Source organism: Labrys sp. KB_33_2, assembly GCF_052114505.1.
In the GTDB taxonomy this organism is placed as follows: domain Bacteria; phylum Pseudomonadota; class Alphaproteobacteria; order Rhizobiales; family Labraceae; genus Labrys.
Window position 1 is genome coordinate 309,492 of sequence record NZ_JBFREW010000004.1, and the last position, 23,955, is coordinate 333,446.

A 23,955-nucleotide genomic window follows, 5' to 3' on the forward strand; every position below is an offset into this window, starting at 1 on the left:
GACACCGCGACATGAAGGCATGTCGCCGGGATGTCCGCGCTCCAAGGTTGGTTCATGCTGCGTCTGTTCAAATGGATCCTGATCGTCCTGGTGCTCACGGTCGGCTATTGCTGGCTCGACCAGGTGCTGCCGCGCTATGACGTGGTGCGCATCGTCGGCACCGACACCAAGCGCCTCGACAGCTCAGGCTTCTTCGACAGTGAAGCGCCCAATGTGCAGGCGACCAATACGCGCGACGTACGCTTCATCAACACCGTCTACCCCAGCGGCACCCTCAGGGTATATCGCAACGAGGATACCGACTGGGGCTTTCCCTGGTACTACAAGTTCGACTCCGGCAACCTGATGGCGGCGGCCCAGTCCTTCCAGTCCAGTACCGAAAGCCCGAAATGGGTGGTGATCAAGAGCTATGGCTGGCGCGTCACCTATTTGACCATGTTCCCCAACGTCCTTTCGATCCGCGCTGCCAGCGGGCCGGACGAGTATGTCATTCCCTGGATGCGAATCTTCGTGTTCGGCGGTCTGGCGATCGCCCTGATCTGGCTCTATTTCCGCCTGCGCCGCTTCAAGCGCGAGCGGCTCGACCCGATGCTGACCCGTATCGAGAACCATGTCAGCGCCGCGGCTGATGCCGTCGACGATCATGCCGTCGCCGTCTCGAGCCGGGCCACGGGTTTCATGGCACGGATCCGGCGCTGGCTGGATAGCTGGAAGCCAAAGAACCAGCGGCGCTACAAGTAGGATTAGAGACCCGTCTCCGGCCTGAATGCCTCAGGCTGCCGCTCGCGCGATACCATCGCCCACGATCGTCAGGGTCAGCGGTCCCGGAAGCATTTCGCCGATCGCCTCGAAGGCGGGGTGCTCCAGCGTCACCGCCGGATCGAGTTCGATCACGCCCGTGGTCTCGCCCTGCGCGAAGCTGAGCTTGGCATTGAAGCGGCGGGCCAGCGCCTTCATGCTGGCATTGTCGGCATGGGTGGTGACCTCGAGGCGGGTATAGCCGAGGCCGAGAGCGTGCAGCAGCAGGCGCGCGAACAAGCGTCCGCCGATACCCTGATGCTGGCGATGACGCTCGACGCTGAAGGCGATCTGCGCCGTCGGCTCGGACAATTCGGGCAGTTCATGGAGTTCGGCCGCGCCGAGAACCTGGTCGTCCTCGACATAGCCGATGACGGTGGCGCCGCCGCGGAAACTGCGCTCGGCATAGTCGGCGATGAAGGTGGCACTGATGCCGCCATTGAAGCGGTCATGCCGGCTCTCACGGTCCAGCCGCAGCAGGTGATCGCGAAACTTCGGCAGATCGGACGGTCTCAACTGCCGGATAATGCCCCTGGGGGCTATGGTGGTGACCTGGTTCATCTCGCAGTCCTCGTGGCTTACCCTCGAGTCGTCACCTCCCTGTGCGCCAAATATTGTGCACCGCAGCAATAATTGCAAGAGACCTCTGCTGCACTGCACTCAAAGCTGCTATGCAGGGAATGAAAGCCGGTGCCTTCCTCCTTTTTCAGGCCATGCGGAAACCGGCAATCGGAGGCCGGCCAACGGCAAGCGCCGGAACTGGCGGGTAGGCTAGGCTCCGATTTGCTGCATGAGGCCGAACACGTCCATCAGGATACGCGAGCGCTTGATTCTGCCGCGCTCCAAGCCATCGATCACCATGCCCCAAACCGACACAGTGCGGCCCGAGGCGGGAACACCGAAGAATTCCCCCTCATGCGTGCCTGTCCATGTAAAGCGGGTCAGCACGCTGGACTGCTCGGCGATCTGTTCCTCGATGGTCCAGTGCATGTCGGGAAACGCAGCGAACATGCCGCGAAGCACATCCTTCAGCCCGGCAAGACCAGGCCCTTGCCCTGGGAAGGGAACCAGCTCGATCATGTCCTCCGCCATGTAATCGCCGGCAGCATCGAGATTCCGGCCATTGATGACGTGCTCCACGAAGTCACGAACCAACTGCTTGTTTTCTTCGGCCATCCTCAACCTCCCCAAAGATCCATCACCAGACCTGTCCACCCACCGACGCCCGCCCCGGCAATCATTGTCCGGTCGTAGCAGCGATGATCGACCCCGGATGGGCCAGGCGCAACGCCTATATGTTTCCCAGAACCTGCTTGCGGATATCGTCGGCCAGCGGATGCAGCGTCTCGGCCGGCATTGATCCGACGAGGCTGTAGCCCATGCCACGGGTTGCCCAGGTCCAGCCATCGACCTTGCCTTCCGAATGGGCCGCCATCGCCCTGTCCTGGTCCACGGCCATCGGCCTGGTCAACATCACGAGGCGGCCGCCGCGATCGTCGTCATACATCAGCATGAGCGCCGGGCTGTGAGGCGTTGACACGACCCGCCCGCCCATCAGCCGGTACCCCGCCTTCGACAGGTCCGGCAAGACAGGCCTGCGCCCCATCCGTTCAGCCGCCCAATCGGCGAGCTCGGTTGCCTTGTCGGCACGGATTTCGACCGGCCGGACGGTATCCGAGGCATAGGCACTGAAATTCGCCGACGCCTCGCGGGCCAAGGCGCCCACTCCCTCCTGGGGTATGGATGTCATCTCGCGCAAAAGCCATCCCCCCGAACCGCCGATGGCGAGAAGCAGGATGGCGGCGGCCGTAGCCCACCATCGCGAAACGTGGGGCCGCCGCTGCATATCGATCATGTGAGCCAGGTTGAGCCTGGTGGGAATGGGTTCGTCCGCGATCGCGGCGAAGGCGGTACGCAGATCCGAACGCTGGCCAGCATAGGACCCAAAGCGGGCGGCGATGTCGGGATGCGCGTGGAGATAGGAAGCGATCTCCGCCCTGCGGGCCTCGTCGAGGGCGCCGTCGATATAGGCGTGGAGATCATCTTCGGAAATCGGTTTGTCAGTCATTTCACACTCCGCAGATGGCCGCCGCGCCTGGTGGCAGATCGGTCAGAGTTTTCAAGAATTTGCCGCAGGCGTTCGCGGGCGCGCGAGAGCCTCGACATGACGGTTCCGATCGGGATCGCCAATATGTCGGAAACCTGGGCGTAGGAAAGATCTTCGACGCAGACCAGCAGGAGCAGGCTGCGCTGGTCATCCGGAAGCTGCGCCAGCGCCGAGACGAGGTCGGCATGGACCAGGGCGTCTTCCTGGGCCGGCCGATGGACAAGAACGCCTTCCTCGACATCCTCGAACGGCAGATGATCGCCACGCCGCGCCTTCTGTCGAAGCCGGTTGACGGCGAGATTGTGCAGGATGGCAAACGCCCATGTGCTCGGATCCTTGCCGCGCCGCTGCTGCCAATGCGCGATCACCCGTTCCAGGCAATCCTGGACCAGGTCATCGGCGGCGACGGCATCCCTCAGCAAGGCGCGGGCATACCGTCGCAAGGCGGGGATCATCGGCTCGACAAGCCTTTGCAGGTCCCTCATGGCTTTGGGTCACTCATGGCTTTAGATCACTCATGGCCTTGACGCTGCTCCCGCTCGATGGCGCGCTCGCCGGGATGGCCGAAGCGAGCGCGCCGGTCGCTCATTGAACCTGCACCTGGACCACTTCGTCGGGCTTTCCCGGCGTGGAGGCCGCAACCACCAGGAACCGCCTCTCGTCCTTGGGCCTGGCTTCGACGATCTGGCGTATCGGTCCGACGGCATTGACGATGGCGGAGCCGGCCGGGTTCGTGGTGAAGGCCGAAAGCGGCTGCAACGGGCCTCCTCCATCCGGCTGGCTCGAAAGCGCGAGGACATAGGACTTCTTCGGTTCGAGTCCACTGACCGCGGCCTGGAGGATTTGAGTCAGGCCCTGGTCAAACAAGGATACGCTGGTCGGGGCGGTCTTGTCCCCTCTTCCCCCGGGCGCAAGCTTCAGATGGGCGGCCTCGCCGGAAGTGCCGAGCGGCACCAGGTTCTGCAGGCCGTCGCCCTCAGGCACGGCATTGGGGACATAGGCGACGGCCTGCGGCGCCTGCCCGATCGGAATGGTGGCGATCACCTTGTTGGTCAAGGTGTCGATGACGGCAAACTGGTCGGCATTCTCGAGGCCGACATAGACCCGGCTGCCATCGCCGGAGGGCCAGATGCCATGCGGCAGATTGCCGACCGGAATGGTCGCGACCTGCCGGAAATCATTGGTGCGGAACACCTTCACTTCGTTCAACCCGCCAATGGTGACATAGGCGAAGCTGCCGTTCTTGTTGACCACGAGGTTGACGTGATTGGTGATCGGCCCCGTATCGAGCGTCTTGACGAGATCGAAGGGAGGCTCGGCCTTGAAGACCTGCGTCTTGCCGATGTCCTTGAGGGTGAACCACACCTGCTTTCCATCGGCCGAGGCCGCAATGTTCGGGCAGAAGGGGCTCGCCTGCTTGACGCTCCCGACGATCTTGTGATCGGCCGTGGACACGACGACCGTCTGCGGGTTGAATGACGAGCAGACATAGCCGTATTTGCCGTCCGGCGAGAAGATCTGCATGCCCGGCCCACCGGGAACCTTGATCCGCAGCTTTTCCTCGAAGGTGCCGGCATCGATGACGGAGACATAATCCTCACCCCGCACCGTCACCCAGACTTCGCTGCCATCCGGTGTGAAGAAGGCTTCATGCGGGGAACGCCCGACATAGGTGGTGTGCTTGACCGCGTTGGACGCTGTATCGATGAAGGTCACGGAATTGGAGCCGATGGAAACGACAGCCAGCGTTTTATGGTCGGGAGAAAAGCCCATGCCGTGGACCAGCACCTGACCCTTGTAGAGCGGGCTGAGATTGCCCGGCTGGGGATCGCCGAGCCGGATGACGCCGAGCAGCTTGTTGTCCACGGGATCGCTGACCGAGACGGTGTTCGAGAACTGCTCGGCCGCATAGAGGCGATCCCTGTGGCTGATCGGAATGTCGGCACCCGACGCCGATCCTGGCACCTGCCCAGCAAAACCGGCAACCGGTGCCAGCATGGTGCCAGCGAGAAGGCCGAAGGCAAAAAGGGTGCGGCGCATGGATGAGTCCTTCATTTGCCCGCTCCCGTCATCGACATGGCAGGAGGCGGGGGATTGTCGTTGGCGGGCGGATTGAGGGGAACGCCGGCAAAGGGCCGGGCCTGCGTCGGAGCGGCGGCCGGAGGCGGCACCGGATCCCCCACTGCCAGGCGCATGGCGGCGATTTCCTGTTGCTGTTCGACGATGATTTCCTGGGCAATGCGCCTGAGTTGTTCATTGCTGCCGTAACGCAGATAGGTTTGGGCCATATCGATCGCGCCCTGGTGATGCGGGATCATCATCTCGATGAAGTCGCGATCGACATTGCCGGTCGGCTTGACCGCCATCGCGCTCATCATCTTCGACATCGCGGCATCGTTTTCACGGAGGAACGGTGCCTCGGTGGAAGCCGGCATGGCCTCGTATCCATGGTGCTCGGTATCGTGGGCGGCAGCCGGCACGAAGCCGGCAGCCAGGATCCAGGCCAGCACGACGAGGGCGGCCTTGCGCTGAACGATCATGTTTGGTGTCCCGTGGTGTTTCGAACGAGCTCAACTGGGTGGACAACCGGGGGCAGTGTTTATTCCATCGCGCGGGAAATTTTCTGCTTTGCTGTCTCGGGCTCCCTATCGGACCCATATTCACCCGGATAATATTGACATCCATTCGACCCAGGCCTATCCTGCGCACCCAACAGGACCTGGGATCATGACCCATCTTGCCCTTATCGCCTTTGCCGGACGCCAGCGTCTGGCCGAAGGTGACGCAACCACCGTTGCCCTGGCCATCCGCCAGGCCCAGGATTCGGGTGAGGCGTTGCCCGTACAGGTGTTCGAAGATGCCACCGGTCGGCCTGTTGACCTGGATTTGCGCGGCACGCCGGATGACATCCGCGCCCGCTATGCCTTGATCGAGCCACCGCCACGTGGGCCTGGGCGTCCGAAGCTCGGCGTCGTCGCCCGCGAAATCACCTTGCTGCCGCGTCATTGGGACTGGCTGGCCTCACAGCCGGGCGGCGCCTCGGTGGTGCTGCGCCGGCTGGTGGACGAAGCGCGCCATGCCTCCGAGGCGACGGATCGGCTACGTGAAGCGCGCGAGGCTGCCTATCGTTTCATGAGCGCCATGGCCGGCAACGAACCACATTACGAGGAAGCGATTCGCGCCCTGTTCGCCGGCGACAACGAAAAATTCACCGCCATGATCGCCGGCTGGCCCGATGACATCAGCAGGCACGCGCACAAGCTGGCGGAGGCGGCCTTCACGATTGCACCGCAAGGCAATGGCAAGGGGCAGGAGCGATACAAGCCCGCAATCGGGAGCCTGCACGCCTGAAACAGGCCAAGATCGGGTTCCGGCCAGCCTCCGTGACAAACCTGCCGGGCGCCCCTGACGTAACTCCTTTGCCGGCCACGCGAATTTTCACTTTTTGCAACGCAGAAAAATTTCGGCCCGGGCGAAAATTTTTTCTTGCATATGACGCCCATTCTTCCTATTTCCCGCCTTGCCCAATTTCGCACGTGCCTGTGGCCGCGTGTCGGTCGGTGGACATCCAGACAAGAGGCTGGACGGTCGCCAGGGATGGACTAGGGATCGCGGCAGTGGTCTCTTGAGGTGATCAAGCACTGAGGTGCCAAAGTCATCGAATCCCGAACAACGATCGGCAGCCGGAGGCGACCGGTGAACCCCGTACTCCGCGGGGGACGCAGCTTGAAGCAACGACGAAGCGGGCTTTTTTGGTCTCGGCTGGTTTCCATATCCAGCGACTGAAGAGGCTTGTTTCTCTTTGCCAGGCGTGCGGACCGGGTATCCCGATCCAATCCAAGGCAGTTCCGAACCATGCGGCGGCTTGTTCCGTTGCGTGGCGATTTGCATCCCGTCGCGGCGAGGCATCCGGCCTTTCCGGCGGTGGGCGGCGCATCAGCATCGATCGTCCGCGGCTCCACCCCGCGGCGGCCGCGGCGACGCACCGATCCTTGAGACTTTTGGATTTTGGGGAGACCCGCCATGACCGACCGCATCCTCGACTACCTCCGACGCACCCCCGCCGACGGCCCCCGGCTCGTCGTCGACATCGACGTGGTGGAGCGGAATTATCGGGCGTTCGCGCATGCGCTGCCGGACACCCGCGTCTTCTACGCCGTCAAGGCCAACCCGGCTCCTGAGATCCTGAACCTGCTGGCCGGCCTCGGCTCCAGCTTCGACTGCGCCTCCGTGGTGGAAATCGAGCAGGCCCTGGCCACCGGCGCCGGTGCCGATCGCGTCTCCTTCGGCAACACCATCAAGAAGGAGCGTGACATCGCTCGCGCCTTCCAGCTCGGCGTGCGCCTGTTTGCCGTCGATTGCGTGGCCGAGGTCGAGAAGATCGCCCGCGTCGCCCCTGGTTCGCGCGTGTTCTGCCGCATCCTGTGCGATGGCGCCGGCGCCGAATGGCCGCTGTCGAAGAAGTTCGGCTGCGCCCCGTCCATGGCCCCCGACGTGCTCGAACATGCCCAGATCCTGGGCCTCACCGCTTATGGCGTGTCGTTCCATGTCGGCTCGCAGCAGGGCAATGTTCAGGCCTGGGACAGCGCCCTCGCCACGGCTGCCGGCATCTTCCGCGAGATGGCCGAGCGCGGCATCACGCTGTCGATGGTCAACATGGGCGGCGGCTTCCCGGCCAAGTATCTGCGCGCCATGCCCGGCGTTCCCGCCTATGGCGACGCGATCTTCAACTCGCTGCGCACCCATTTCGGCAACCAGCTGCCCGAGACCATCATCGAGCCGGGCCGCGGCATGGTCGGCGATGCCGGCATGATCGAGGCCGAGGTGGTGCTGGTGTCCAAGAAGGCCGAAACGGACGAGATCCGTTGGGTCTATCTCGACATCGGCAAGTTCCATGGCCTCGCCGAGACCATGGACGAGGCCATCCGCTATCCGATCCGCACCGAGCGGGACGGCGATGCCAAGGCGCCCTGCGTCCTGGCCGGACCGACCTGCGACAGCGTCGACGTGCTCTACGAGAAGACCCCTTATGATCTTCCGGTGAGCTTGTCGATCGGTGACAAGGTGCTGATCGAGGCCTGCGGGGCCTACACCACCACCTATTCCACCATCGGCTTCAACGGCTTCCCGCCGCTGGCTTCCGTGGTGATCTGAGATTCAGCGAGGAGCGGTAGAAACCGCTCCTCCGACCTCCAGCCATTCCGTCGTCTCCCAAGCCGGGCGTCCGATCCGGCCTGTGGGGATAGTTGTGTCCCGTACGGCCGTTTCATCGGTGCGAGGGCTGTCGCTCTCCTTTTGCCAGGAGCCACGGCCATGATCCGTATTGTTCCCGAAACCTCTGCCCATCTCGAAGCTCGCGAGGCGCTGCTCGACGCCTGCTTCGGTCCGTCCCGTTTCGCCAAGACCAGCGAGCGCCTGCGCGAAGGCCGCCTGCCGGCCAAGGGCCTGGCCTTCACCGCCGTCGATGACAACCGGCTGATCGGCACGCTGCGCCTGTGGAACATCTCCGCCGGCCCGGGCCGGCCGGCCCTGTTGCTCGGCCCGCTCGCTGTCGATGGCCAGTATCGCAGCGAAGGTCTCGGCGCGCGCCTGATGTGGCACGGCATCGGCTATGCCCAGGAATATGGTCACAAGGCCATCCTGCTGGTGGGCGATGCTCCCTATTACAGCCGTTTCGGCTTTTCGACCGATCTCACCGAGCGCCTCTGGCTGCCCGGCCCGGTGGAGCGCAACCGCTTCCTCGGCCTGGAGCTGGTGCCCGACGGACTGGTGGGAGCCGCCGGCCTGGTGAACGCCACCGGCGAACTCGAAACCGCACCCGACTTCGCGGCGCTCGTTGCCAGGGCAGCCAACGAAGCAACTTTCCGCTTCGCAGCGTAATCTTCGGGGAAGGGTCCCTTTGCCCGTGGCGCTCCCCGAGGCGTCATCGCGTCTTCACATATTCGCGACAAAACTTGCACCCGCGGGCCCCAGCCCCTAAACGCTGGGGCTCGCACATTTTGGAGGATTGAATGGCTCAATGGCCTGTCTACGGTAAGATTTCCGGCCCCGTCGTGATCATTGGTTTCGGTTCGATCGGTCGCGGCGTGCTGCCGCTGATCGAGCGTCATTTCGAATATGACAAGGAGCGCATGGTCATCATCGACCCACATCCGCTCGATGCCGACCGCAAGATCATCGAGGAGCACGGCATTCGTTTCGTGCAGGAGGCCGTTACCAAGGACAACTACAAGAGCCTGCTGCAGCCTTTGCTTACCGCCGGCGGCGGCCAGGGCTTCTGCGTCAATCTCTCGGTCGATACCGGTTCCGTCGACCTGATGGAATTCGCCCGCAGCCTCGGCGCCCTTTATATCGACACGGTGGTCGAGCCCTGGCTCGGCTTCTATTTCGACAAGAACGCCGGTCCTGAAGCGCGCACCAATTATGCCCTGCGCGAGAGCATGCTGGCCGCCAAGCGCCGCACGCCCGGTGGCCCGACGGCCGTTTCCTGCTGCGGTGCCAATCCCGGCATGGTCTCCTGGTTCGTCAAGCAGGCCCTGCTCGACGTTGCCGAGGCAACCGGTCATGGCTCCGCCGATCCCAAGACCCGTGAGGAATGGGCCGCGCTCGCTCATAAGGTTGGCGTCAAGGGCATCCATATCGCCGAGCGCGATACCCAGCGCGCCAAGCATCCCAAGCCGCGCGGCGTGTTCGTCAACACCTGGTCGGTGGAAGGCTTCATTTCCGAAGGCCTGCAGCCGGCGGAGCTGGGCTGGGGCACGCACGAGACCTGGATGCCCGAGACCGGCCGCACTCACAAGGAAGGCTGCGGCGCGGCGATCTACCTGCTGCAGCCCGGCGCCAATACCCGCGTGCTGAGTTGGTGCCCGACGCCCGGCCCGCAATATGGCTTCCTCGTCACCCACAACGAGGCGATCTCGATCGCCGACTACCTGACGGTGCGCGAGAATGGCGAGGCGGTCTACCGCCCGACCTGCCACTACGCCTATCACCCGGCCAACGATGCCGTGCTCTCGCTGCACGAGATGTTCGGCGCGGCCGGCAAGGCGCAGGACAAGTTCGTCATCCTCGACGAGAAGGAAATCGAGGACGGTGCGGACGAGCTCGGCGTGCTGCTCTACGGCCATGGCAAGAACGCCTATTGGTATGGCTCCCAGCTCACGGTCGAGGAGACCCGGAAGCTCGCGCCCTACCAGAACGCCACCGGCATGCAGGTCACCTCGGCCGTGCTGGCCGGCATGGTCTGGGCCCTGGAGAATCCGGAAGCCGGCATCGTCGAAGCCGACGAAATGGACTTCCGCCGCTGCCTGGAAGTGCAGAAGCCCTATCTCGGCCCGGTCAAGGGCTACTACACCGACTGGACCCCGCTCGACGGCCGGCCGGGCTTCTTCCCGGAGGACATCGACACCTCTGATCCCTGGCAGTTCCGCAACATCCTGGTGCGGTGAACGATCTTGCCTTCTCATTGAGAGGGGGCAAAGCGAGACGCGACAAGCCTTCTCCACGCAGTGGGGAAGGCGACCCCGCAAAGCCGGGTCGGATGGGGTGTGGCCCGCAAGCTCTACCCATCCGATCCGGCCCCCAACAATATGTAGAGCCTGTGCTCAACTGGTTCAGGCCCCGCTAGCGGCCCACACCCCATCCGTCATTTCTTCGAAATGCCACCTTCCCCAGCTGCGCTGGAGAAGGTCAGCCGCGCCTTATCCTGCAACGATGGAATGCAGGCCGAGTTGATTGAAGCGCTGAGCACGTAGGGGAAAAAGCCCTCCTACGCCGGCGCGAAACGGAAATGGCCTGTTTGCGGGAAGGCGAACAAGGTGTCCTCTTCCCGCGCACCCTGCCCGATATTGTGGATCGCCAGCCTGCGCCCCGGCGTCTCGGCCGAGACCTCCGACGAGACGATCAGGATATGCGGCAGATTGCCGGGCAGCATCTGGGTGACCAGGTCGCCCGGCAAATAATCGGTCGGATCGGCGGTCACCGGCAGCAGCGTGCCCTTGCGCTTGAAGAAGGCGATCAGATTGGGCACGCGGCGGTGGTCGATATTGGGATCCGGGGCTCGCATGCCCCAATTCCTGGGATAAGCGGCAAAGCCGGCCTTCATGTCCTCATGCACCAGACGCTGGAGGTCGAGGGCGAAGGCCTTGCGATAGGCGCGCACCACCACGTCGGTGCACACGCCCCGCTCGGGCGCCACGTCGCCGCCGGGATAGGCGATGCGCTTATAGGCAGGATCATAGAGTGTGGTGACGCCGATCTGTCCTCGCGCCGCATCCACCAGGTTCTCGCGCCAACCGGCTGCTGCGGCTTCCGCACTCTGCGCGCCGGCCATTCCGGCAGCCAGGGCAATAAGGCCCGATAGCAGGACCCGTCGACGCGTGACTTCGTTCATACCAGGCCCTTGCTTCCCACCAGTTTCTCCAGCGCCGACAGCCAGTGCTTGTAATAATGCGAGCCGTCGTCTGTGGGCGCTGCCGCGATCTCGCCGCCCAATGCCTGCGCCCATTCTGGCCAGGTGAACACGCCCTTTTCGTGGAGGGAGACGGCAAGCGCAAAGGCGCGGGCCTCCCAGGGCTCGCGGAATACCGGTTCGCCGCGGTCGCGCGGAATGGAAGGAATGGCGTCAAGCGGGGTCAAGGTAGCTCTCCCACAGATCGAGCATCACGGTCAGCGTCGGGTCGGCCTGCGGCCCCCAGAGTTCGGTACCGGCGAAGCGCACCGTATAGAGCCATTCGGGATTCTCGCCTTCGCCATGGGCGTTGCTGTCAGGCAGCACGAACATGCCATGGGCTTCGACAATGGTACCCAGATGCCCGCGCGCATAGCGTGGCAACCTCGTATGGGTGAGCTTGTGCTCGTTGCGTGCCCGCACCCCCTCGCCGGCGGCAAAACGCGCGGGCTGGCTCGCCGGGCGATCGCAGCGCGTGCCGGCGGCCAACGCGGCCGGCACCTCGGCCGCCTTGATCACGCGTTTGAGCGGCTTGCCCGGCTCGATCGCCTGCCCCTCGGCAAGCTCTGCCTCGCTGACCAGCGCTTTCGCCAGCATGAGCTTGATCAGGGCCTTGATCCAGATCTCGTAATAGGAGGAGGACAGATAGTCCGCCGGCGGCAGGCTCTCGCGCGCATAGCGCCCGGCGTCGAGCGGCCAGGAGCCGGTCGCGCCCATCGCCAGCGTCACCGCCATCGCCCGCTTCTCCCAGGCGGCGTGGAAGAAAGGTTCGTCCTTTTCCGGCGCGATCGGCCCGAAGCCCATCATGCCGCCGAGGTCCTGCGCACCGTTCATGCCAAACTCCGAGAAAGGCAAGGCCACCAGCCTGTCTTACGCGGAGTCGGTCCCGCTTGGCAAAAGCAATGAAGCCTCACCCTCGCCCCGGCAGCATGCTCTGCAGCACGCCGTCGCGATCCCACAGCCAGTGCTTGAGGGCAGCGGCCACGTGTAGGAGGACGAGGCCGATCAAGATCCAGGCGACCCGGTGATGCAGCGCCTTCATCTGCTCAGAAAGCTCGAAATCGGGCGCAACGAGATTGGGAACATGCCCTCCCCCCGGCAGCTGGATCGGCAGCGGCAGAGGCGAGGCCGAGATCATCACATAGCCGGTGATCAGCATGGCGAAGATCAGGCCGTAAAGCGCCGCATGCACCGCCTTGCTCAGCACGCGCTCATGGCGCGGCATGGTCTGCGGCAGCACCGGTGCCCTGGCCAGGAGGCGCCAGGCGGCACGCAGGGCCATCATCAGGAAGGCGAGGGCACCCAGGCTCTTGTGCAGCTGATAGAGATCGAAGCGCTCGCCCTGGTCCTCCACCCATTCCACCATGACGAGGCCGAGCCCCAGCATGAACAGGATGAGCGCGGCGCAGGACCAATGCAGGAATTGCCCGGTCGCACTCCAGCGATGACGGAGGGATGGCCTCGCCTTCATCACCACGCCTCCCGTCACTGGGCTTGCGCCTCAGTGGTGACGATCAGGTCGACATCGTTGCTGATCGCCGGAAAGCCCGCGCTCATGTTGAAGGCGAGGCGCTTGATCACCCCGGTCGCGCGGAAGCCGATCTGCGAGCTTCCCCCGTTGGCGGGCTTGTCCAGCGCGACGTCGATGGTGAGCGGGCGGGTGACGCCGCGCATGGTGAGGTCGCCCGTGACCCGGGCATGGCTGCCATCGACCTTCTCGACCTTGGTGGACGTGAAGCTGATGGTTGGATACTGCGCCACGTCGAAGAAGGCATCGGTGCGCAGATAGTCGTTGAAGGAGGGCGAGCCGACATCCACCGATTTCGCTACCACCTTGAAGGTGACGCGGCTGGCGGCGGGATTGTCGAAATTGATCGAGATCCTGCCATCGAAATCATGGAAGCGCCCCTTGGTGCGCGGCCAACCGATGCCGTCGACGACAAAGCCCACCGAGGTTCGGGCTGGATTGATGCGCCAGTTGCGCGCTTGCGCGGAATCGGCCTGGCTGGCGCCGAGCAGGCAGATGATCACGGGTATGGCTCCCAGAGAGAGCCTATTCAGTCTGGCGGTGGTCATGGCTCAATTCCGTCTCGATCCGTCACACAGGAGGTTCGGCTGGAAAACACACCGGGCCGGATTTTATTCGTGTTCCCGATGATAGGCCGATCACAACGGGGTGAGCGGGAGAAAGACGACGCGTCCTAGCCCAGGCCGATGCGCGGCGCCGGCGCGCGCGAAGCCTGATCGATCAGCCAGTCGACCAAGGCGCCGATCTCCGGCTTGGCGAGGTTTTCCTGGCTGCAGATGCAGTGATAGTTCTTGGCCGCCGGCACACGCTGCGTCAGCGGCTGCACGAGCCTACCTTCGTCGAGATCGCGCGCCGAGATCACGTCGTCCACCAAGGCGACGCCATGGCCATCCCGCGCTGCCTGCAGGATGAGGGCGAAGTCGCCGAAATAGATGTCGGCCGCACCCGGATATTTCACCCGGGCTTGTGCCAGCCATCGGCGCCATTCCGATCCGTCGTCCTCGTGCAACAGGCGATGATGCAGCACGTCGGCAGGCTGGCGGATGGCATGCGGCCCACGCAGCAATTGCGGGCTGCAGACCGGCATCAGATAGACGCCATGCAGCATGCGCCACCAGAAGCCCGGCCAGGGCGGGTTGCCGTAGACGATGGCGACATCGGTCCTGCGCCAGTCGATAGCATGGAATTCAACGCCGCTGGAGACCTGCAGCCTGACATGCCGGTGATCAGCCATGAAGGCGAACAGCAGGGGCGCGAGCCAGGTCGTGCCCAGGACCGGCGGAATGCAGATGTTGACGACGACCTCCGCCTGGCTGTCGATGCGCTGCGCCGTAAGATTGCGCACGCCCTCGCCGATCTCGGCCATGGCGGCCCCGACAGATTGCCGCAATCCCAGGCCCGCCTCCGTCAGCATCAGCCGGCGGCCTGTCTTGGTGAAGAGTTCCACGCCGAGATGGAGCTGTAGGGAACGCAATTGCTGGCTCACCGCCCCTGGCGTGACATGCAGTTCGGCGGCGGCAGCCCCGACATGGCCGAGCCGGGCGACGACCTCGAAGACCTTGAAGGCATGAAGCGGCGGAAGCATGTGAGTCAGATCATTTAATTTTTCTGCTCCTTTAACTAGCAGAACATTTAGCTTGTTTCCATGCTTTCCCTGCCTGAAAGTCTGGTCATCCAGAACAGAACGGCCGGGATCACGGCATCAGGGGAATGCTTCCATGCGCTCGACGAAGAACCATATCGCACGCGCCATTCTATGCGGCCTTGCCGTCTTCCCGTGGATCTCCATCGGGCCGGCACGGGCGGCGGATGTCCCCTCCTTCGTGCAGAACGGCACCTTCAAGGTCTGCACCGCCGGCGAATTCCCGCCAATGGAATTCTACGAAAAGCCCGGCGACAAGGCCCTGGTCGGCTTCGAGATCGATGTGGCTGAGGCACTGGCCAGGCAATGGGGAGCCAAGACCGACTATGTCGTCGGCGACTTCAAGGGCCTGTTGCCTTCGCTGGATTCCCAGCGCTGCGATGCCGTCATCAGCGGCATCACGCTGCGGCCCGAGCGGCTGCAGAAATATGACGGCATCGCCTATTTCAAGACCTCCATCGTGATGGTGACGGCTGCCGGCGACAGCGAACCCCGCACCCCCGAGGATCTGAGCGGCAAGACCGTCGCCGTCGAGGCAGGCACCAGTTTCGAGCCGACTCTCGCCGCCCTCAACGCCACCTTTGCCAAGGCCGGACGGCCCGAGGCCGTGCTGCAGCCCTATCCCTCGGCCGCGGCCGTCATCCAGCAGATCCTCGTCGGCCGCGCGGCCGCGACCATCACCCTCGACACCACGGCAGCCTATCGCATGGCGCAAACGCCCGGGCGGCTGCAGATGCCCTATGCCTATGCCGACAAGGAATTTTACGCGATCTATCTGCGCAAGGATGTTGGCGACCGCAACGCCGTGCGGGCCGGCCTCGAGGCCTTGCAGGCGGATGGCCGCATGCAGGACATCCTGAAGAAATGGAACCTGTCGCCCCAGGCCGTCGAGATCGACGGCGTTGCGGCTCGATGACCCGGCGCGATGTTCGATTTCCATCTGTTCCTCGAAGCCGTCTTCGGCTGGCCCCTGGCCGAAGGCGCCCTTTTGACCATCGCGCTGTCGCTGGTGGTGATGTCCGTGTCGATGCTGACGGCCATGGGCACGGCCTCCCTCGCGACCTCGCCGCGGCGCCTGGTGCGCTGGAGCATCGTCGGCTATGTCTGGCTGCTGCGCGGAACGCCGGCTTTGCTGGTGTTGCTGTTCATCTGGAACGGCCTGCCCCAGCTTTCGCCGCTGTTCCGGGCCGGCTGGTTCTCGCCCTTCCTGGCCGCCTTCATCGCACTCACCTTGATCCAGGTGGCCTATCTCACCGAGATCCTGCGCAGCGCCTTCGCGGCCGTGGGGCCGGGACAGCGTGAAGCCGGTGCGGCGCTCGGCCTGCATCGCGGCCAGATCTTCGTCCTCGTCACGCTGCCCCAGGCCATGCGCATCGCCCTGCCCGCCCTGATGAGCGAGTTCATCACGCTCCTGAAGACGACGTCGCTTGCCACGGTGATCTCGCTCAAGGAACTGATGACTGTCACCCAATATGCCATCGCCACCAGCTTCCGCTTCATGGAGTGGTATGGCGCAGCGCTGGTCTATTATCTCGTGATGGTCTCGATCCTGACCGCCATCCAGATGCGGACCGAGGCGATCTTCGCGCGAGGCCGGCGTTGATGTTCCCGCCTTCCATAAACGTCGCGCTGCCTCATTCGAAGAAATCACGCCTTGATCCTGGAGTAACGGCATGACCGTGGTCCCTCCTACTGCCTGGTTTGCCAGGGAAAGCCTTACGCCCGACCTGACCCGGCTGTGGGAACCCTGCGTGCACGCCTTCTTCCAGGCCAACATCTTTCACCTGAGGGGCCGCGATGCCGATCTCGTGCTCGATTTCGGCATGGGCCTGTCCTCGCTGCGCGGCGCCCTGGAACTCACCGAAGGCAAGCCCGTCCTGGCGGTGGCAAGCCACGGCCATGTCGACCATGTCGGCTCCTTCCACGAATTCGAGCAGCGTTTCGGCCATGTCGCCGAGCAGGCGGCCTTCGCCGAGATGCGCGACGATGACACGCTCGCCTCGCTGTTCCGCGACATGGATGGCGCCGTCACACGTCCGCCGGTCCCATCCTGGCAGGCGGCAGACTATCGCCTCGACCCCGCTCCCCTCACCGCGTGTCTGGCGGAGGGCGACACCATCGATCTCGGCAATGTCAGGCTGCGCGTGCTGCATCTGCCGGGCCATTCGCCCGGATCGATCGGACTGCTGGACGAGCAGGGCGGCCTGTTCTTCAGCGGCGATGCGATCTATCGCGGCGGCCTCGTCGACGACGTGCCGGGCGCCGATAAGATAGTCTATCGCAGGACGATGGAGCGCCTGGCCCGGCTCGACATCGCGGTGGCCCATGGCGGCCATGGTGACAGCATGGACCGCGCCGCCATGCAGGCGATCGCTCTCGACTATCTGCGGGATTGAGAAGAGAAATCTTTGACTTGTCATCCCCGGCTGAGCCACTCGCGAGCGCAACGAGGGGAAGGGGATCCAGGGGCCAGAGGTGCCGCCCATAGCCCCTGGATCCCCTTCCCTCGGCCAGTGGCCTCGCCGGGGATGACGGATCAAGCTCGGCGCCCTTGATATAAGATTGGCCGCATCTACCGGCTTGCCGACATTGACAAGACCGGCTGCCTGGCGCATTGGGCTCGCCCCCAATTTTCCTGATCGGTGCCACCATGCTGCCCTTGGCCTGCCTCGGCGAGCGCATCGTCGTCCTCGGCCCCTCCAATGCCGGCAAGTCGACGCTCGCCGTCGCCCTCTCCAGAAAGCTCGCGGTTCCCGCCATCCACCTCGACCAGCTTCACCATCGGCCCCATACCGATTGGCAGCCCCGGCCAGAGGCGGAGTTCGCGGCCCTGCACGATGCCGCCATCATGGGAGAGCGCTGGGTGATGGAGGGTAATTATTCGCGCCTGATGCCCCAGCGCTTCGCCCGGGCCACCGGCGCGATCCTGATCACTTCCCATCACTGGCTGCGCTTCTATCGCTATCTCAAGCGCACGCTGGTCAACCGCTCCAGCCGTGCCGGTCATCTGGAGGGCGCCAAGGACAGCCTCAAATGGGAGATGATCCACTGGATCCTGGTCAAGACCCGCGACAGCAGCAGCAAATATAGGGCGATCATCGGCCAGTCCGGCCTGCCGGCCGTCGAATGCCATACGGCGAAAGCGCTCAATGAACTCTATAGGGCCTGGGATTTGTAGGGACTATGCCCAACACGGTTCACTCATACGTCATTCGAACTCGCGCGAGCTTTGTCATTGCCGGGCTTGACTCGGCAATTCAGTCCTAAGCCCTGTTGCGTGCGTGGCTTCTGGATAGCCGGGTCAAGCCCGGCTATGACAAATCAGAGCCGTTCCCCAAAGTGAACCGGGGTCACCCCCCGATCTCCTCCTTGCGCTTGGCGATATAGGCGTCCACCGCATCACGCACGGCCGGATCGAGCGGCGGTGGGACATAGGCATCCCGCGTTTTCTTCCAAATCCCCAGCGCACGATCGGTCGCGGTACGCTCACCGGCATCGCGCCAATTCTCGAAATTGGACCAATCAGAGAGCACGGGGCGGTAGAAGGCGTTCTCATAACGGGCGAGCGTGTGGGGCGAGCCGAAGAAATGGCCGCCCGGCGCCACGCCGCGGATGGCATCGAGGGCGATCTCGTCGTCGCCGAACTCGATGGGTTTGAGGATCTCGGCCCAGCCGCGCAGCAATTCGGCGTCGATCACGATCTTTTCGAGGCTGGCCGACAGGCCGCCCTCGAGCCAGCCGGCCGCGTGGTTGATGAGGTGGCTATGGCTCATGATCGCTGCCCAGAGCGAGAAGCTGGTCTCCCAGGTCGCCTGAGCGTCCGGCGCCGGGCTGGCATTGACGGCGCTGGTGCGCACCGGCACGCCGAGGCGCCGACCGAGCTGGGCGGTCGCCAGGGCCGCATTGACATATTCGGGCGTGCCGAAGGCGGGCGAACCCGTCTTCATGTCGACATTCGACGTGAAGCCGCCCATCACGCAGGGCGCGCCGGGACGCAGCATCTGGCAGAGAGCCATGATGGCGCAGGCTTCTGCCGTCTGCTGCACCAGGGCACCGGCCAAAGTTACCGGTGCCATGGCGCCCATCAAGGTGAAGGGAGTGATCACCACGCATTGGCCATTACAGGCCATGGTCATGATGGAGTCCATGATCTCCTCGTCCACCACGCGGGGCGAGTTGACATTGGTCACCGTCATCAGGGTTGGACGGTCCGCCAGGGCCTCGATGCTGCAGCCGTGCTCGATCGCCGAAAGGGCGAGCGCATCACGCGCCTGCACGCCGCCGACACCGCGCGCCGCCCAGACCAGATCCGACAATTCGATATGGGCGCGATACATTTCCAGATGCCGCACGGGGACGGCGATATCGACCGGCTCCACCACCACGCCGCCCTGCCAATGCAGGAGGCCCAGGCCATTGGTGATCTTGAGGATGTCGCGGAAGGCCTCCAAGTCGCCATAGCGCCGGCCGCGCTCGAGGTCACGCACATTGGGCGCGCCGTTGACCGGGCCGAAATTGACGACATTGCCGCCGACATGCAGGTCCCGCTCGGGGTTGCGTGCATGCAGCACAAAGGACGACGGAGCCTTGGCCAGCATGGCCTCGACGATATCGCGGCCGAGGCGCACCATCTGCGTCGCCTCGTCCACCAGCGCTCCGTGGGTACGATAGGTCTCACGCGCCCTCGGGCTGAGGATCTTCATGCCGTCGGTTTCGAGCAGGGTGAAGGCGGCATCGAGGATGCGCTCGACCTGTTCGGGCGAGAGGATGTCGACCGGCGCGAAGCGATTGGTGAGCCGCGGCATCGGCGGGGTTGCCGCCCCGGTGTTGCGGCTGCCGCGTTCGCGGCGGCCGGCACGACCGTGCTCCGGCGGCGTGTTCTCGCGGGCGATAGGCTGGTCCGAGGGATCCTGGCTCATCCGCGCAACCTTCCGCCGTTCGGATCGTGCAAGGGAGCCTTGCGGATGATGGCCGGGCATTCCCTGCCAAAGATGTCGATGGCGAATTCGCCGCCGTCCTCGTGATATTCGGACTTGATGTAGCCGATGGCCACGCTCTTGCCGACATAATGGCCATAGCTGCCGGACGTGACGTGGCCGACGACCTTGCCCGATTTGAGGATCGGCTCATAGCCGATCACCTCGGTATCGGTGTCGACCTCCAGCACGGTGAATTTCTTCTTCGGGCCCCGCTCGCGCTCCGCGAGCACGGCGTCGCGACCTGTGAAACCTTCCTTCTTGAAGTCGACAAAGAGATCGAGACCCGTTTCGGCAGGCGTGTAATCGGGCCTGAAATCCTTGTTGAAAGAGCCATAGGCCTTTTCGATGCGCAGGGACGACAGAGCCCGACCGCCGAAATGCCTGAGGCCGAGATCGCGTCCGGCCTCGAAGATCTCGTCATAGAGCGTGGCCTGGTAGTCGGGCGTCGCCCAAATCTCATAACCGAGCTCCCCGGTGAAACCGGCGCGGGAGAAGATCACCGGGGACATGCCGACGGCGGTTTCCTTTACGGCGAAGAGCTTGAAGGCATCGGGCGAGAGGTCCTCACGCACCAGGCGCTGCATCAGCGTGCGGGCATTGGGGCCGGCGATGGAGAAACCCGTGAGCGTCGATGCCGCCGAGCGCACATGCACGTCGGCGGGCGGGTTCTGCAGCCAGAACCAGCGCAGGTGATAGGCCTCGGCGAAGCCCGAGCCGATCAGGAGATAGCGGTCCAAGGCAAGGCAGGCGATGGAGAGATCGCCGACGATGCGCCCCTCGGGGTTGAGCATCGGCGCGATCGCCATGCGGCCGGGTTTCGGCAGCTTGCAGGCCAGCAGCTTGTCGAGCCAGGCGCGGGCGCCGGCGCCCTCGATCTCGTATTTACCGTAATTGGAGGTCTCGTAGATGCCGACGGCCTCGCGCACCGCCAGGCATTCGTCCCTGACATGCGGGAAGGCGTTGGAGCGCCGGTAGGTCGGGTTCTCGACGGGTTCGACCCCGGGCGGGGCGAACCAGAGCGCATGCTCCAGGCCGAAATTAGCGCCGAACACGGCACCCGCTCGTCTCAGGCGGCCATAGACAGGCGTGCGCCGCAGCGGCCGCGCATCCGGCAACTCCTCGTTGGGGAAGGCAAGGCGGAAGCGCCGGCGGTAATTCTCGATCACCTTGGCCTTGGTATAGCGCGGCGTGGCGAACACACCGAAGCGTGCGACGTCCATGGCCATGATGTCGGCACCCGGATCGCCCTCGGCCATCCAGCGCGACAGGGTCAGGCCGATGCCGCCACCCTGGCTGAAGCCCGCCATCACGGCGCAGGCCACCCAGAAATTCGGCAGGCCCTTGACCGGGCCAACCAGCGGATTGCCGTCCGGCGCGAAGGTGAAGGGGCCGTTGATCGATTTCTTCACGCCGGCCCGGCCGACAGCGGGGAAATGCTCGAAGCCGACTTCGAGCTCGGGGGCGATGCGGTCGAAATTGTCGGGCAACAACTGGGTGGCGAAATCATCCGGCGTCTTGTCAACAGACCAGGGCGTGCAATTATGCTCATAGGTGCCGAGCAGAGCCCCCTTGCCTTCCTGGCGCACATAGATCTCGCCGGAGAAATCGGTGGTGTTGATGATCTCCTTGTCCAGTCCTTCCAGCTCCGGGATGGCCTCGGTGACGATGTAATGGTGCTCCATCGCCAGCACCGGCAGCTCGATGCCGACCATCCGCCCGATCTCGCGAGCCCACAGGCCGCCGGCATTGACGACATGCTCGGCATGGATGGAGCCCTTGTCGGTGGCGACGTCCCAGGAGCCGTCGGGACGCTGGCTGAGGCCGGTAACGCGGGTGAAGCGATGGATCTCGGCGCCGAGCTTGCGGGCCGCGCCGGCATAGGCATGGGTGGTGCCCCAGGGATCGACATGGCCGCCATCCGAGCGCCAGAGCGCGCCGGTGAAGTATTTCTCCTCGATCAGCACGTTGCGACGCTTGGCCTCGGCCACCGGGATGATCTCGGTTTCCATGTCGAGATAGCGGGCACGGCTGGCGACGAGGCGCAGATAGTCCATCTCGCCCTCATTGGCGGCCAGCATCAGGCCGCCATTGGCGTGGATGCCGCAGGACTGGCCCGTCAGGGCCTCCAGCTCGCGATAGAGGTCGATCGTATATTTCTGCAGCTTGGAGACGTTGGCATCGCCATTGAAGGTGTGCATGCCGCCGGCGGCGTGCCAGGTCGAACCCGAGGTCAGCTCGTTCTTCTCGATGAGCGCGACATCCGTCCAACCGATCTTGGCCAGGTGATAGAGGATGGAACATCCCACCACGCCACCGCCGATGACCACGGCACGCACTTCGCTCTTCATTCTCGGGACCCTTTCACGGCAACAGGTCCCTGATACACGACATCAGGCCGCTCCGCGACGATGGTAGGGAAAACGTCCTGATGACAAAACAAACATGACCAGAGTCAACTCATCAGATTTTTCAGGCTAAAAGTGAGGATAGGAAACAAATGATGGATAAGGAAACGCATTGACCCTGGGACCGCAGGCTTCCAGCCCATGAGCGCTAACTTTGGGTGGTGGCACCAGATTGGAGGGTCGATCTCCAGATCGACCATCTTGGAAATGTCGGCCAGATAGAGGACAAAGGTGGTCGATCTCGCTCCATCAATTGATGGAGCTGTGGAGATCGACCCTCCACGCTACCCGCGCCTCTGGCCGCAAAATTAGCGCCTATGGGCTTCCAGCCTGCATCTTCACCTGCCACAGGCATAGCGTTTCCACGACGCAGGCTGGAAGCCTGCGATTCCAGGGCTCACCCCGTCGCGAAGCGCGCTTCCAGCAAATCAAGCTCGCGCACCAATCTGCGGGCCACCTCATCCGAAAGACGCCGGGTCCGGGCGAACTGGAAGATCTGGTCGCGCTCGGCCCTGAGGCCCGCCAGGCGCAGCTGGCGCTCGATCTCGTCGATGCGGCGCGTCAGCTCGGCTTCCTCACCGGTCTGCAGCCGCCCGTCGATGCGCTGGCGATAGAGATCCATGATGCGCACGCTGGCATCGGCATAGAGATCGGCATCGCTGCGCCCCAACCCCAATTCGTGCTGGGTCCGCTCGATCGCCTTGATCGCGGCTTCCGCCGCGGCGATGCGGGCCTGGTCCTCTTCCTCCTGATGCGAGGGCTCAGGCGGCAGCTCCAGGCCTTTGAGCAGGCGGGGAAGCCCCACGCTTGCCGCCACCAGGGACATCACGATCACCCCGGCCGCCAGGAAAATGGCAAGATCGCGCGCCGGGAAAGGCGAACCGTCGGTCAGGGTCAGGGGTAGCGTCAGCACGCCGGCCAGGGTGATGGCACCGCGCACGCCGGCCAACGAAGCGGCGGCGATCAGCCGCCAGCTCGGCAGTACCTCCACCTTGCCCTTGCGCGCGGCCCGGAACAGGGTGAAGCGCAGCGAGGTCCACACCCACAGGAAACGCAGGATCGCCAGCGACAGCGTGATAGCGAGGACATAGACGATCATCCAGATCGCGCCATGGCTTTCGGCCGCAGCGGCGACGATCTGCGGGATCTGCTCGCCAAGCAGCACGAAGATGATGCCGTTGGCAGCGAACTGCACCATGTCCCACACCGCGCCGCCGCGCATGCGGGCAGCGACCAGCGACTGGCCGAGGCGCTCGACATAGCTCATGGTCATGCCGGCGGCTACGGCAGCCAGAATGCCCGAGCAATGCAGTTCTTCGGCGAGGAGATAGGCGGCAAAGGGGATCAGCAGGCTGACCAGCACCTGCGAACCCGCCTCGTCGCCGAAGCGGCGGGCGACCCAGCGATTGGCGAGGGACGCCCCCCAGGTAACGGCGATGCCGATGGCGACGCCACCGCTCGCCACCCAGATGAAAGTGCCGAGCGCGCTGGTGAAGGAGAAGGTGCCGGTCAAGGCCGCAGCGACGGCAAAACGCATGCAAACCAGGCCGGAGGCGTCGTTCAGCAGCGATTCGCCTTCCAGCACATGCATCAGCCGCTTGGGCACGGGGACCCTGGCAGCGATGGCCGATACCGCGATGGGATCGGTCGGCGAAACGACGGCCGCAAGCGCAAAAGCCACCGCCAGCGGCATGGAAGGGATGATCCAGTGGATGAAGAAGCCGACACCGATCACGGTGAAGACCACCAGGCCCAAAGCGAGCTCTATGATCGTCCCCTTGTCGCGGAACAGGCCGTCCTTGGGGATGCGCCAGCCATCCAGGAACAGAAGCGGCGGCAGAAACAGGAGGAAGAAGACCTGCGGGTCGAGCTCGACCTTGAAGCTGGCGAAGGACGCGATGAGCGCGCCGAAACCGATCTGGACCAACGGCAGCGGCAGGACGATCGGCAGCATCCTGGCCAGCACGCCGCTGAGAACGACCGCCAGCAACAAAAGTAGAATGACCGAGATCGTCTCCATGCCCGCCTTATCCGCTCGTGACGCGGT

The 23,955-nt window shown here is 64.2% G+C and carries 23 protein-coding genes and 1 pseudogene; 9 read left to right on the forward strand and 15 right to left on the reverse strand.

Translation table 11 applies throughout. The features are described 5' to 3' along the window. Positions 1 to 54 precede the first annotated feature (54 nt). A complete protein-coding gene (locus AB4037_RS09825) occupies positions 55 to 741 on the forward strand; it encodes a DUF1523 family protein (RefSeq protein WP_434954966.1) in 687 nt (228 codons plus the stop codon). Between the two features lie 30 nt (positions 742 to 771). Here the strand turns inward: AB4037_RS09825 and AB4037_RS09830 are convergent, their stop codons facing one another. From AB4037_RS09830 to AB4037_RS09855, 6 genes are all read right to left on the reverse strand, one after another. Continuing rightward, positions 772 to 1,359: a GNAT family N-acetyltransferase gene (locus AB4037_RS09830; RefSeq protein WP_434954965.1), complete on the reverse strand. Its 588-nt coding sequence runs from the start codon at positions 1,357 to 1,359 to the stop codon at positions 772 to 774. A gap of 210 nt (positions 1,360 to 1,569) precedes the next feature. Then, positions 1,570 to 1,974, reverse strand: coding sequence for an ester cyclase (locus AB4037_RS09835; RefSeq protein WP_434954964.1), 405 nt, complete (start codon positions 1,972 to 1,974; stop codon positions 1,570 to 1,572). Positions 1,975 to 2,089: 115 nt separating this feature from the next. Continuing rightward, complete coding sequence (locus AB4037_RS09840) at positions 2,090 to 2,866, reverse strand: anti-sigma factor family protein (RefSeq protein WP_441771386.1); 777 nt, start codon at positions 2,864 to 2,866, stop codon at positions 2,090 to 2,092. Continuing rightward, complete coding sequence (locus tag AB4037_RS09845) at positions 2,863 to 3,390, reverse strand: RNA polymerase sigma factor (RefSeq protein WP_441771387.1); 528 nt, start codon at positions 3,388 to 3,390, stop codon at positions 2,863 to 2,865. Before AB4037_RS09845 ends, AB4037_RS09840 begins: the two co-directional genes overlap by 4 nt. A 100-nt stretch (positions 3,391 to 3,490) precedes the next feature. Then, complete coding sequence (locus tag AB4037_RS09850) at positions 3,491 to 4,960, reverse strand: YncE family protein (RefSeq protein WP_441771388.1); 1,470 nt, start codon at positions 4,958 to 4,960, stop codon at positions 3,491 to 3,493. Further along, complete coding sequence (locus AB4037_RS09855; protein WP_441771389.1) at positions 4,957 to 5,445, reverse strand: DUF305 domain-containing protein; 489 nt, start codon at positions 5,443 to 5,445, stop codon at positions 4,957 to 4,959. Before AB4037_RS09855 ends, AB4037_RS09850 begins: the two co-directional genes overlap by 4 nt. A 187-nt stretch (positions 5,446 to 5,632) precedes the next feature. Between AB4037_RS09855 and AB4037_RS09860 the strand changes: the two genes are divergently transcribed. The 4 genes from AB4037_RS09860 to AB4037_RS09875 all read left to right on the forward strand — a co-directional run bounded on the left by AB4037_RS09860 (position 5,633) and on the right by AB4037_RS09875 (position 10,353). Beyond that, positions 5,633 to 6,256: a DUF2239 family protein gene (locus AB4037_RS09860; protein WP_441771390.1), complete on the forward strand. Its 624-nt coding sequence runs from the start codon at positions 5,633 to 5,635 to the stop codon at positions 6,254 to 6,256. A 672-nt stretch (positions 6,257 to 6,928) separates the two neighbouring features. Then, positions 6,929 to 8,059, forward strand: a complete 1,131-nt coding sequence (locus AB4037_RS09865; RefSeq protein ID WP_434954958.1) for a type III PLP-dependent enzyme — start codon at positions 6,929 to 6,931, stop codon at positions 8,057 to 8,059. A 159-nt stretch (positions 8,060 to 8,218) separates the two neighbouring features. Further along, entirely contained in the window at positions 8,219 to 8,785 is a 567-nt protein-coding gene (locus tag AB4037_RS09870; protein ID WP_441771391.1) for a GNAT family N-acetyltransferase, read from the forward strand. 131 nt (positions 8,786 to 8,916) lie between these two features. Continuing rightward, entirely contained in the window at positions 8,917 to 10,353 is a 1,437-nt protein-coding gene (locus AB4037_RS09875; RefSeq protein ID WP_441771392.1) for a homospermidine synthase, read from the forward strand. Positions 10,354 to 10,673: 320 nt separating this feature from the next. On the opposite strand, the gene AB4037_RS09880 is transcribed toward AB4037_RS09875, so the two are convergent. The 6 genes and pseudogenes from AB4037_RS09880 to AB4037_RS09905 all read right to left on the reverse strand — a co-directional run bounded on the left by AB4037_RS09880 (position 10,674) and on the right by AB4037_RS09905 (position 14,467). Then, on the reverse strand, positions 10,674 to 11,297 hold the full coding sequence (locus AB4037_RS09880; RefSeq protein WP_441771393.1) for a DUF1287 domain-containing protein: 624 nt from the start codon (positions 11,295 to 11,297) through the stop codon (positions 10,674 to 10,676). Between the two features lie 2 nt (positions 11,298 to 11,299). Beyond that, positions 11,300 to 11,560 (reverse strand): annotated as a pseudogene (locus AB4037_RS09885) (nitrile hydratase accessory protein); the annotation flags it as partial. Further along, on the reverse strand, positions 11,529 to 12,188 hold the full coding sequence (nthB, locus tag AB4037_RS09890) for a nitrile hydratase subunit beta (RefSeq protein WP_441771394.1): 660 nt from the start codon (positions 12,186 to 12,188) through the stop codon (positions 11,529 to 11,531). The pseudogene AB4037_RS09885 and the gene nthB, both read right to left, overlap by 32 nt. Positions 12,189 to 12,264: 76 nt before the next feature. Next, the gene (locus AB4037_RS09895) at positions 12,265 to 12,825 is read right to left on the reverse strand and encodes a cytochrome b (RefSeq protein WP_441771395.1); all 561 of its coding nucleotides are present in this window, start codon (positions 12,823 to 12,825) and stop codon (positions 12,265 to 12,267) included. Between the two features lie 14 nt (positions 12,826 to 12,839). Continuing rightward, positions 12,840 to 13,430 (reverse strand): YceI family protein, encoded by a 591-nt coding sequence (locus AB4037_RS09900; protein ID WP_434954952.1) that lies wholly within the window; start codon positions 13,428 to 13,430, stop codon positions 12,840 to 12,842. A gap of 125 nt (positions 13,431 to 13,555) precedes the next feature. Then, a complete protein-coding gene (locus AB4037_RS09905; RefSeq protein ID WP_441771396.1) occupies positions 13,556 to 14,467 on the reverse strand; it encodes a LysR substrate-binding domain-containing protein in 912 nt (303 codons plus the stop codon). Positions 14,468 to 14,600: 133 nt separating this feature from the next. Between AB4037_RS09905 and AB4037_RS09910 the strand changes: the two genes are divergently transcribed. From AB4037_RS09910 to AB4037_RS09925, 4 genes are all read left to right on the forward strand, one after another. Beyond that, complete coding sequence (locus AB4037_RS09910) at positions 14,601 to 15,440, forward strand: ABC transporter substrate-binding protein (protein ID WP_441771397.1); 840 nt, start codon at positions 14,601 to 14,603, stop codon at positions 15,438 to 15,440. Positions 15,441 to 15,449: 9 nt separating this feature from the next. After that, the gene (locus AB4037_RS09915; RefSeq protein WP_441771398.1) at positions 15,450 to 16,127 is read left to right on the forward strand and encodes an amino acid ABC transporter permease; all 678 of its coding nucleotides are present in this window, start codon (positions 15,450 to 15,452) and stop codon (positions 16,125 to 16,127) included. A gap of 70 nt (positions 16,128 to 16,197) precedes the next feature. Next, positions 16,198 to 16,920: an MBL fold metallo-hydrolase gene (locus AB4037_RS09920; RefSeq protein WP_441771399.1), complete on the forward strand. Its 723-nt coding sequence runs from the start codon at positions 16,198 to 16,200 to the stop codon at positions 16,918 to 16,920. A 254-nt stretch (positions 16,921 to 17,174) separates the two neighbouring features. Beyond that, entirely contained in the window at positions 17,175 to 17,702 is a 528-nt protein-coding gene (locus tag AB4037_RS09925; RefSeq protein ID WP_441771400.1) for an AAA family ATPase, read from the forward strand. Positions 17,703 to 17,874: 172 nt separating this feature from the next. Here AB4037_RS09925 and AB4037_RS09930 read toward each other — a convergent pair whose 3' ends face one another. The 3 genes from AB4037_RS09930 to AB4037_RS09940 form a co-directional block, all read right to left on the reverse strand. Beyond that, a complete protein-coding gene (locus tag AB4037_RS09930; protein ID WP_441771401.1) occupies positions 17,875 to 19,443 on the reverse strand; it encodes a trimethylamine methyltransferase family protein in 1,569 nt (522 codons plus the stop codon). Then, positions 19,440 to 21,851: a GcvT family protein gene (locus AB4037_RS09935; protein WP_441771402.1), complete on the reverse strand. Its 2,412-nt coding sequence runs from the start codon at positions 21,849 to 21,851 to the stop codon at positions 19,440 to 19,442. The genes AB4037_RS09930 and AB4037_RS09935 overlap by 4 nt, the downstream gene beginning before the upstream one ends. Positions 21,852 to 22,305: 454 nt before the next feature. Beyond that, entirely contained in the window at positions 22,306 to 23,928 is a 1,623-nt protein-coding gene (locus tag AB4037_RS09940) for a Na+/H+ antiporter (RefSeq protein WP_434954944.1), read from the reverse strand. Positions 23,929 to 23,955: the final 27 nt, after the last annotated feature.

Coding starts and splice junctions, on each gene's coding strand:
- AB4037_RS09825 (WP_434954966.1), top strand. CDS start 55: ATGCTGCGTCTGTTCAAATGGATCCTGATCGTCCTGGTGCTCACGGTC.
- AB4037_RS09830 (WP_434954965.1), bottom strand. CDS start 1,359: ATGAACCAGGTCACCACCATAGCCCCCAGGGGCATTATCCGGCAGTTG.
- AB4037_RS09835 (WP_434954964.1), bottom strand. CDS start 1,974: ATGGCCGAAGAAAACAAGCAGTTGGTTCGTGACTTCGTGGAGCACGTC.
- AB4037_RS09840 (WP_441771386.1), bottom strand. CDS start 2,866: ATGACTGACAAACCGATTTCCGAAGATGATCTCCACGCCTATATCGAC.
- AB4037_RS09845 (WP_441771387.1), bottom strand. CDS start 3,390: ATGAGGGACCTGCAAAGGCTTGTCGAGCCGATGATCCCCGCCTTGCGA.
- AB4037_RS09850 (WP_441771388.1), bottom strand. CDS start 4,960: ATGAAGGACTCATCCATGCGCCGCACCCTTTTTGCCTTCGGCCTTCTC.
- AB4037_RS09855 (WP_441771389.1), bottom strand. CDS start 5,445: ATGATCGTTCAGCGCAAGGCCGCCCTCGTCGTGCTGGCCTGGATCCTG.
- AB4037_RS09860 (WP_441771390.1), top strand. CDS start 5,633: ATGACCCATCTTGCCCTTATCGCCTTTGCCGGACGCCAGCGTCTGGCC.
- AB4037_RS09865 (WP_434954958.1), top strand. CDS start 6,929: ATGACCGACCGCATCCTCGACTACCTCCGACGCACCCCCGCCGACGGC.
- AB4037_RS09870 (WP_441771391.1), top strand. CDS start 8,219: ATGATCCGTATTGTTCCCGAAACCTCTGCCCATCTCGAAGCTCGCGAG.
- AB4037_RS09875 (WP_441771392.1), top strand. CDS start 8,917: ATGGCTCAATGGCCTGTCTACGGTAAGATTTCCGGCCCCGTCGTGATC.
- AB4037_RS09880 (WP_441771393.1), bottom strand. CDS start 11,297: ATGAACGAAGTCACGCGTCGACGGGTCCTGCTATCGGGCCTTATTGCC.
- nthB (WP_441771394.1), bottom strand. CDS start 12,188: ATGAACGGTGCGCAGGACCTCGGCGGCATGATGGGCTTCGGGCCGATC.
- AB4037_RS09895 (WP_441771395.1), bottom strand. CDS start 12,825: ATGAAGGCGAGGCCATCCCTCCGTCATCGCTGGAGTGCGACCGGGCAA.
- AB4037_RS09900 (WP_434954952.1), bottom strand. CDS start 13,430: ATGACCACCGCCAGACTGAATAGGCTCTCTCTGGGAGCCATACCCGTG.
- AB4037_RS09905 (WP_441771396.1), bottom strand. CDS start 14,467: ATGCTTCCGCCGCTTCATGCCTTCAAGGTCTTCGAGGTCGTCGCCCGG.
- AB4037_RS09910 (WP_441771397.1), top strand. CDS start 14,601: ATGCGCTCGACGAAGAACCATATCGCACGCGCCATTCTATGCGGCCTT.
- AB4037_RS09915 (WP_441771398.1), top strand. CDS start 15,450: ATGTTCGATTTCCATCTGTTCCTCGAAGCCGTCTTCGGCTGGCCCCTG.
- AB4037_RS09920 (WP_441771399.1), top strand. CDS start 16,198: ATGACCGTGGTCCCTCCTACTGCCTGGTTTGCCAGGGAAAGCCTTACG.
- AB4037_RS09925 (WP_441771400.1), top strand. CDS start 17,175: ATGCTGCCCTTGGCCTGCCTCGGCGAGCGCATCGTCGTCCTCGGCCCC.
- AB4037_RS09930 (WP_441771401.1), bottom strand. CDS start 19,443: ATGAGCCAGGATCCCTCGGACCAGCCTATCGCCCGCGAGAACACGCCG.
- AB4037_RS09935 (WP_441771402.1), bottom strand. CDS start 21,851: ATGAAGAGCGAAGTGCGTGCCGTGGTCATCGGCGGTGGCGTGGTGGGA.
- AB4037_RS09940 (WP_434954944.1), bottom strand. CDS start 23,928: ATGGAGACGATCTCGGTCATTCTACTTTTGTTGCTGGCGGTCGTTCTC.